This window comes from Kiritimatiellia bacterium, assembly GCA_028715905.1.
GTDB lineage: Bacteria > Verrucomicrobiota > Kiritimatiellia > JAAZAB01 > JAAZAB01 > JAQUQV01.
In genome coordinates, this window is sequence record JAQUQV010000032.1 from 18706 (window position 1) to 27346 (window position 8641).

General features: G+C 54.4%; 9 protein-coding genes and 1 pseudogene. 6 read left to right on the plus strand and 4 right to left on the minus strand.

Annotated features, from left to right (window positions below; all coding sequences use genetic code 11):
- Positions 1-15 precede the first annotated feature (15 nt).
- The 4 genes and pseudogenes from PHP98_07495 to PHP98_07510 all read left to right on the plus strand — a co-directional run bounded on the left by PHP98_07495 (position 16) and on the right by PHP98_07510 (position 2960).
- Positions 16-387 (plus strand): four helix bundle protein, encoded by a 372-nt coding sequence (locus PHP98_07495; GenBank protein MDD5483479.1) that lies wholly within the window; start codon positions 16-18, stop codon positions 385-387.
- A 4-nt stretch (positions 388-391) separates the two neighbouring features.
- Positions 392-976 carry a 3-isopropylmalate dehydratase gene (locus PHP98_07500; GenBank protein MDD5483480.1) on the plus strand — a complete coding sequence of 195 codons (585 nt, stop codon included), beginning with the start codon at positions 392-394 and terminating at the stop codon, positions 974-976.
- Positions 977-1055: 79 nt separating this feature from the next.
- Positions 1056-1808 (plus strand): annotated as a pseudogene (locus tag PHP98_07505) (ParA family protein).
- Between the two features lie 507 nt (positions 1809-2315).
- On the plus strand, positions 2316-2960 hold the full coding sequence (locus PHP98_07510) for a uroporphyrinogen decarboxylase family protein (protein ID MDD5483481.1): 645 nt from the start codon (positions 2316-2318) through the stop codon (positions 2958-2960).
- A 5-nt stretch (positions 2961-2965) separates the two neighbouring features.
- On the opposite strand, the gene def is transcribed toward PHP98_07510, so the two are convergent.
- A complete protein-coding gene (gene def / locus PHP98_07515; protein MDD5483482.1) occupies positions 2966-3535 on the minus strand; it encodes a peptide deformylase in 570 nt (189 codons plus the stop codon).
- 126 nt (positions 3536-3661) lie between these two features.
- On the opposite strand from def, the gene PHP98_07520 reads away from it, so the two are divergent.
- Together PHP98_07520 and PHP98_07525 are read left to right on the plus strand one after the other, a co-directional pair.
- Positions 3662-4396: a polyprenol monophosphomannose synthase gene (locus PHP98_07520; protein MDD5483483.1), complete on the plus strand. Its 735-nt coding sequence runs from the start codon at positions 3662-3664 to the stop codon at positions 4394-4396.
- A 74-nt stretch (positions 4397-4470) separates the two neighbouring features.
- The gene (locus PHP98_07525; GenBank protein ID MDD5483484.1) at positions 4471-5358 is read left to right on the plus strand and encodes a decaprenyl-phosphate phosphoribosyltransferase; all 888 of its coding nucleotides are present in this window, start codon (positions 4471-4473) and stop codon (positions 5356-5358) included.
- A gap of 20 nt (positions 5359-5378) precedes the next feature.
- Here PHP98_07525 and PHP98_07530 read toward each other — a convergent pair whose 3' ends face one another.
- From PHP98_07530 to PHP98_07540, 3 genes are all read right to left on the minus strand, one after another.
- Positions 5379-5546 (minus strand): hypothetical protein, encoded by a 168-nt coding sequence (locus tag PHP98_07530; protein MDD5483485.1) that lies wholly within the window; start codon positions 5544-5546, stop codon positions 5379-5381.
- Between the two features lie 98 nt (positions 5547-5644).
- The gene (locus tag PHP98_07535; GenBank protein MDD5483486.1) at positions 5645-6970 is read right to left on the minus strand and encodes a choice-of-anchor Q domain-containing protein; all 1326 of its coding nucleotides are present in this window, start codon (positions 6968-6970) and stop codon (positions 5645-5647) included.
- A gap of 118 nt (positions 6971-7088) precedes the next feature.
- Positions 7089-8641 (minus strand): hypothetical protein (locus PHP98_07540; protein MDD5483487.1); only part of this gene is annotated, 1553 nt, incomplete at its 5' end.

The following is an 8641-nucleotide window of genomic DNA, read 5'->3' on the forward strand; positions in this document are numbered from 1 at the left end:
GCAATTTAGCGAATTATGGATGAAAAGGAATTAAAGCAACGCACAAAACAGTTTGCGCTGCGAGTGATGAAATTGGCAGGCTCGTTGCCGAATAATTTTATCGCTAAAGCTATAGGCTCTCAACTGGTGCGCGCCGGGACGTCGGCGGGCGCTAATTATCGCGCGGCATGCCGGGCGCGTTCCCAAGCCGAATTTATCGCCAAACTCGGCATCGTTGAAGAAGAAGCCGATGAAAGCGCTTATTGGATGGAATTGATTATTGAAGCAAAACTTATGCCGGACAGCCTGATTGGACCGTTATTACAGGAAGCATCCGAAATCACGGCCATTATATCGGCGTCACGAAGAACGGCCAAACGGACCGCCGCTTCACATTCACAGGAATAAATCCATGACCAATCCACAATCGCAAATCGCAAATCGCGAATCGCAAATGCTTGCCGGCAGGGTGTTCGTCCTCGGCGACAATATTGACACCGACCAGATCATCCCGGCCAAATACCTGAACCTGGTTCCGACCATTGCCTTGGAATACCGCCAGCTGGGCTCCCATGCCCTGAGCGGTTTGCCGCCGGATCATCCGCCTTTTGTCCAATCCGGCGCGGACAAAAGCGCGTATGCCATCATCGTGGCCGGACGTAATTTCGGGTGCGGTTCTTCGCGCGAACACGCGCCGGTGGCTTTGGGCGCGGCCGGGGTAAAGGCCGTCGTGGCTCTTTCCTTCGCCCGGATTTTCTTCAGGAACGCCGTTGCCACCGGAGAAATTTATCCCTGCGAAACCGCGGAGCGGCTGGCCGGCGTCTTCAAGACGGGCGAAGAGGCCGAAATTGATCTGGCGCGCGAAATGATCCGGCGGCCTCTGACCGGCGAAAGCTTTTCCTTGAAACCGCTCGGAAGCGTCCGGCCGGTCGTCCAGGCCGGCGGGCTCTTTGCTTACGCCCGCCAAAAGGGAATGGTCCAGAAGCGTGAAACGTGAAGGGTATCTCGCGAAGCGCATGAATGGAAAGATCCAGATTAAGAAACTCTGACGGAATACGCTTCACGAAATACGCCCGATTATGAAAATTATCGCATTTGCCAATCAGAAGGGCGGCGTGGGTAAAACCACCACCGCCGTCAACATGGCCGCATGCCTGGCCGAAAAGAAAGTAAAAATCCTGCTGATTGATTTTGATCCGCAATCCAACGCGACCAGCGCCGCGGGAATCGGAAGGGCGGCGGGACATAGCGCCTACCCCGTCCTGTTGGGCGAAGGAAAACTGGCGGATAAAATCCGGAACACCGCCATCCGGAATCTTGACCTGATCCCGTCGGAGCTGGACCTCGCGGGGGCCGAAGTGGATATTGCCCGCTCGGAGCATTACCTGCATCGTTTTAAAAACGTGCTGGCCGACCTGCTGGCGGTTACCGATTATGACTATATCTTTATTGATTGCCCCCCCTCCCTCGGCATTCTCACCTGCAATGCCTTAATGGCCGCGGAAGGAGTGATCATTCCGGTCCAATGCGAGTATCTTGCCCTGGAAGGATTGAGCATGATCACGGATTTGATCAAAAAACTGTCCGCCGCCGGCAACGCCGCGCTCAAACTGGACGGCATCGTGATGACCATGTTTGACGGCCGCACCAACCTTTCCGGCGAAGTCGTGGCGGAAGTCAAAAAACATTTCGGCGGACTGGTCTATGAAACCTGCATCCCCAGGAGCGTGCGCATCAGCGAGGCGCCCAGTTACGGCCAGCCGATCATAATTTACGACTCCCGCTCCGCGGGCGCCCTCGCCTACCGGGATCTGGCCGGCGAATTTTTAAGGCGCCGCCGGCCTGTTTCCGGGAATAAAAAAACGCCGGGCATCATTGCGCGCGCCCCTTTTACTTCGCGCGAAAGACTGCGCCGCTGTTACTTTCACGAAGAGCTTGACCGGCCCGGCGTTTACACCCGGACAGGTTTCCCGGCCGATGACAGATCATATGACGCGCTGAAGAATTATCTGGCCCTGCACACCGAAATGAAATCCGAATGGCGAATGGCGAATCTTGCGCCGGGCCCCGCCCTGGAAACTACAAAAGAACCCCGCTCCGCCGAATTTGAAAGGGTAATCACCCTCCTCCGGACCCCGCAGGGGACATTGCGTTCTTCGCATCTGGCAAGCCTCACGGGCCAGCCGGGACTGCACGAGGAATACTTTATCAAGTCCCGCGCAGACGCCGAAAAATACCTTTCCCTTCCACCGGCGGAAATCGCGGGGGAACCCGCTCCGTTCTTTGAAACCGACAAAAAAACCGGTGAAAGAGGCATAACGAGCGTGGGCCTCGGAATGAACCCGGCCGGGTTTGTCGCCGAGTTGACCGGCTCCGAACAGTTTGCCTTAATGACCATCTCCGACCGCGACATTCTCCACGCCCTCTGCGAACGGCGCATGCAAAATATTATCCGGCTGGTGAAATTCCTGCTGGAACATAAAGTCGGCCCGTTTTTTTCCATGCTGGGCGAGGAATACGTTGTTCCGCCGCTGCACGGTCCGGACGATTTTAACGATTTCAACGCCCGTTACGACAAACCCATCATTGATCTTCTGCACGAGGCCGGCGGCCGGATTCACATCCACTCCCACGGCCGGATAAAAACCGTTTTCAGCCAATTTGTCGCGATGGGCACGGACGTGCTGCACCCGTTTGAGCCCCCGCCCATGGGAAACATCACGGCGGCTGAAGCCAAGGAAATGGCCCGCGGCAAAATGTGCCTGGAAGGAAACATTCAGATTGCCGCAATGTATGAAAAAAAGCCGGAGGAAATCCGCGCCGAAACGGAAAAACTGATTCGGGACGCGTTTGACGACCGGAAAGGATTGATTGTCTGCCCCACCGCCTCCCCCTACATCCGCGGCGCCGGAGAAAAATGTTTCCCGCAGTTCAAAGCCATGATTGACGCGGTTACGGCATACGGCGGCCCAAAACAATAAACGAATCAACCGCCAATATCCGCCCCTGCGATTTCCCGTTCCGCCGCGCGTTTCATTCTCCTTAACCTGGCGGCCAGGGAAATTTTTTTCAATGGAGAAACGCGGTCCACGAAAAGAACGCCGTTCAGATGATCCAGCTCGTGCTGGACGGCCCGCGCCACAAGCCCCTTTACCGTGAGCTGCCGCCGCCGGCCGCGGAGATCAATAAAGGAAACGGCTACTTCATAGGCCCGGCGCACGGGGGCAAAGACGCCGGGGATGCTCAAACAGCCCTCTTCACCGTTCTGGACTCCCGTTTCCGTCGTCAAGACGGGGTTGATCATCACCAGCGGCTCATTTATTTCAGGATTCAGCCGCCGGCCGTCCGCTTCGGAACAATCATACCGGGGCGGCACAAAGACGGAAAAGATACGGACGGATTCGCCCACCTGCGGCGCGGCAAGTCCGACCCCATGCCTTTCCAGCATGAATTCAACAAGTCCGTCCGCCATTTTTCTGACGTTTTTGTCAACATCCCTGACCGGACCGGCCATGTTCCTTAAAACGGGGTGGCCGTATGTGAACATCTGTATCATAAAACAAGCCCTTCGTTACAGGCGCAAGCTTAAGGTAACAGAAAAAAAACGGACAGACAAGGCGGTTTTCCGGACGGCGAATTCAATTCTTGCAATCGGTGTTTTTTTTGCCTATAAATTTCCGGAATGGAAAAAGTGCTGATTATCATTCCCACTTACAACGAGCAGGAAAACATCCGCGCCATAGCCGCCGCCGTTTTCCGGGACTGCCCCGAAGCGGAGATATTGTTTGTTGACGACAACTCTCCGGACGGCACCGGGCGTATCGCGGACGAAATGGCGCTTTCCGACCGGCGCATTCACGCCCTGCACCAGCAGGACAAACGCGGACTGGGACGGGCTTATATTGCCGGATTCAAGTGGGCCCTCGCGCGCGATTATACCCATGTTTTTGAAATGGACGCCGATTTCTCCCATAATCCCGCCGATATCCCGAAATTTGTTTACGCGGCAAAAGAAGCCGGCCTGGTGCTCGGATCGCGCTATTTGAACGGAATCCGGATCATCAACTGGCCGTTAAACCGCCTGATCCTCAGCCGGGCCGCCAGCGCCTATGTGCGCCTGATCACCCGCATGCCGTTCAGCGATCCGACCGGCGGCTATAAATGTTTCCGGCGCGAAGTTCTGGAAGCCATTGACCTGAGTCGCATTAAATCAAACGGCTATTCATTTCAGATTGAAATGACCTACGCCGCGTGGAAACTCGGATTCCGGATCGTTGAAACTCCGATTATTTTTGAGGACCGCCGGTCGGGCCATTCAAAAATGAACTCTTCCATCGTGCGCGAGGCGCTCTGGATGGTCTTGAAACTGCGTCTGCGCCCGGTTCCGGGAAAAAAACAATCGCGCCAAATCCCATGATTTTCAGCCGCCGCCGCGGCGGGCGCAAAAAACGTTAATCAGCCCGGACAGCCGGGCGCGGGCAAAAATTGCATATGAATTTAAACGACATGCTGACTGAACTCCGCCCCCGGCAATGGACGAAAAGCCTGGTTGTGCTGGCGGCGTTTCTCTTCGCGCTCGGCGACAAGCAGCAGCACGTTTCGCTTTCCATGGCCGGACTGGTGTTTCTTGCCATGATTCTTTTCGCCATCACTTCCAGCGGCGTTTATGTCTGGAACGACATCAAGGATATTGCCCTTGACCGCGCCCACCCCGTTAAATGCCGCCGGCCGGTCGCCGCTGGAAAAATTACGGTTCCAACGGCCGTGTTTCTGGCCTGTTTATGCCTGTTTGCCGGTCTGGCCGGGGCCTGGCTCATAACGCCCCGCTTCGGCATGGTGGTTACGGGTTATGTGCTCCTGCAGGCGGCTTATACGCTCTATTTAAAACGCCTGCCGCTGGTGGATGTTTTTGTCATCGCATTCGGATTTATCATGAGAGCGGTGGCCGGGGCGGTGGCTATTAACGTCGTTATTTCACCCTGGCTCCTGATCTGCACTTTTCTTATGGCCCTTTTCCTGGCGCTCTGCAAACGGCGGCACGAAAAACGCCTGATGGCGGACGGACAGCAAAAAAATTTCCGCCCCAGTCTGGAGGACAGCGACGAGCGTCTGCTTGACCAATTGATCGCCATTACCGCCGGGGCGGTCATCATTGCCTATGCGGTCTACACGCAGTGGCCGGAAACAGTGGAAAAATTTCAGACCACCAATCTGAGCCTGACGATCCCGTTCGTTATCTTCGGCATTTTCCGTTACCTATATCTGGTCTACGGCCGGGAAAAAGGCGGCCAGCCCGAATCCATTCTGCTGACGGATTTGCCTTTGCTGGCCGATGTTATCCTTTTCGGCATGAGCATTGTCGCGCTGGTAGTGATATAGAACGGGCCGCACCGCAAGCATCAACTCTTTCGCGCGATGTCATTATCCTGTCCTCCCGCATTCTTTTTCAGCCAACCATGAGCTTCGCCCGGCTGGCGGCCAGGATTTTGTGAATTACTCCGGCATGTTGCGGCAAGAATCAAGGTCATAATGCCGATCATCATTACATTTTGCCCGGTTTTGCTCATCTGATGCTCTCCTTCTCCTCCTTGTTGGTTATTGCGGGCTGCAAAAATCCGTTTTAAAACATACCCCCATTTATTTCAGGGGCGGACAAAGCTCCTTGTCAATGAAAGCGGTAGATAACCCCCTCGTGGATGCGCTCAAAAGCGCCCATGTCCACGGTGCCGTAGCGGATGCGGGCGCGCCCGTCAAAGTCAACCGAGTTGGTCATCCAGTCCTGATTGGTGCCCGCGTTAACGCAGGGGGAATCGTTCGCCAGACGCCAGTTGCCAACATCTTTGCCCGCAAAATTAGGATCGCTTTCAATGTTATCAGCGTAATAATACCCTTGAATTCCGCTGGTTGGAAAATCATTTGTAGGGGCGATACAACTGTTGACTATATGGTAAGAACCGGTATAATATGAAGTTATATTATATCTTATATTACTTCTAGTAGAACCTGCGCTGGCTGTGTTAAGATAACTGATCGTGTTTTCAATATATCCGGTTAGATTGGATTTGACGGCACACCAAATTCCCGCCCCCGTATTACTGACCACGGTGCAATTCTGAATTACGCCCCATGTATAATAAATGCAAATTCCTCCGCCGGTGATGCCCGTATTGTTGTAAACAAGAGAATTGCGTATCGTCCCCCCGTTGCCTAGTTCCACCCCGCCCCAACCTTGGCAGCCTTCACGGGTAACATGGGCGACATTCCCGTAAATTTCGCAATTTTCAGCAATCGCACTATATTGGAGTGCAAGCCCCGCCCCTCTTGCCTCAGAATAGCCAGTCAGTTTGTGGAGATACGCGTGATTGCTGGCAATAAGACAATGGGTAATTAACGCTCCGTGAATTAAATATGCACCTCCGGCATATATATTATAACATGTGTTCCCGACAATCTCACAGTTGGTTATCACACTATTATAATTAGCCCTTATCCCGCCCCCCATCGCGTTATCATCAACATCATTGGTCGCGATACATCCCGTTATTCTACAGTGTTGGATAATTGTGCCGCCGCGGGCATAAATGCCGCCGCCTTGTTTCGCCATGCCATTGGTGATTGTAAGCCCATCCAGAACCGCGTTGGTAAGATAAAAACATCCCCCATAGTTGTTCGCCGGCATCCCGTATCCTCCATCCACAATCGTTCCGTCCCGGCCATTTACGCCCCTGATTGTCAGGGCGTTGGTTACCTGCACTTGGTTGGTCAGATAATACACGCCGTTGGAAACCAGAACCAGTCGTGGTTCGGTGTTGGTCATGGCGGCATTGACCACGTCAATAATGTTTGTTCCGGCCGTGGCCCAGTTGGTGTAGGGATCAACGGCGCCGGTCCATCCAGGCGTCCCGTTCGTCACCACATAATGCGTCTCCGCCATGCATTGCGCCGCCAGCAAGAATCCGCAGATAACCGCCGTCTTTTGAAGAGTGAACATATTCATCTCTTGAATCCTCCATTACTACCGCTATCACAGCGTTCAACCGCAGTCAAGTCCCGGTTTTAAGACAGAATATTTTCAGCGCCATCCCATAAGATTAATTCAGGGGCTTTTATCACAAATGAAACTCAAGGATGCGGATATCGCCGGCCGGCACCGTGATTTTGACTTCGGCGCCATCATCCGTTTTCCGCATCTCCGGCTTTTCGCCCTTGATCCATTCGTCAATATTTTTCACCTGGCCGCCCCCGGCCCGCTTTTCCAACCGCAACCAGACATCCTGGTCATGGGCGGCGTCAAACTCTTCTTTCTGGCCGGCCTGTTTTATCACCCCTTCGTTGTTAACAAGGGTTACCACCCAGCCGTTGCGGTTCCGGTTCACCAGCACTTCCACGTCGCCCGTCCATTTGACCGGCAGTAATTCGTCCCGCCAGCCGCCCATTATGTGCTTGAACATATTCAGCATCGCGCGCTCTCCCCCGCCGGCCGGCATCATATAATCCGGCGCGGTAACTATCACCATGCCTTTTCCGCATTTGTTCACCGTAACGAGGGCGTCTTGTTTCCCATCGGTGTCCGCGCGCAGAATCAAGGGAATCGCGGTTACCGGCTCAAGCCGTTGATATTTGAACGGCTTATCCTCCTTTATGACCTCGTCATCCGGCAGGCTGTAGCCAAATTGCCCTTCGCCGCGCTCCTCCGTTATTTTGCACCCCAGGAACGAATCCGGGAACACGCCGGCCTTGATTTGCCGGGCATTGATCATTAATGTTCCGCCGTTTTCAACATAGTCCATCAGCCGTTTCGCAAACATGTAAGGCTTTCGTTTTGGATCCGCCAGATCCCGCACATCCAGGTCAACATCGCCCACCAGCAGCAGCGCCCGATAGGCCCGCAGTGTCTCCTGCCGCGCGTTGTTCGTGAGCACATCAAACATGTCCCCGTACGGACCGGTTGAGCGCGCTTCACTGTCCTTGCGAACCAGGAACGGGAACAAGGCCGATTGCACGGCCGGCATCATCCAGTCGCCCTCCGTGTAAGGCAGAATCCCCATAACCTTGTTGTGGCTGTACGTCCATATGAACCCGTGATGCCGGTCAAAAACCAACCCCACGGGCGTATAAGCGACGCCGCGGTCATGTTTTTTAAAAAGATTATCATACAATTCCTTACGGATTTCTCCGGCCTGGGAAAGATGATAAGGCTTGTCCCGCATCACCTTCACCAGCGGATCAACCTTGTCAATATCCCGCCAATTATAATTGGCCGCGTAAAAAAGACCTCCGCCATGATTGTCGTTTTCATCCCTTATCATATTCACGCCGCTCATGTAGGCGACGAACAACTGCCGGCGCTGTAATGACAAACTGGTGCCGCAGTATGGGCCTTCCCCCCAGAATTTGCCGGTATCGCCGTATGAACGGCGCCGCCGGCATTCGGGAGACAAATAACAATATATCGGCTCGGTATAACCCAAGCCGCCGCCCTGAATTGAGACCGCCAGATACATTCGCCACGGCTTTTCGTATTGCCGCGCCGCTCCGCGCGAAAACGCGAAACACATTCCAAGTTCTCTTGAATAACCTGTCGCGCCGATTTCCTGGCCCGTGTACGGCGCGCCCATTTCCAGGATCCAGTGATCCAGGTAAGTCGCCGGGGCCGTGGAAG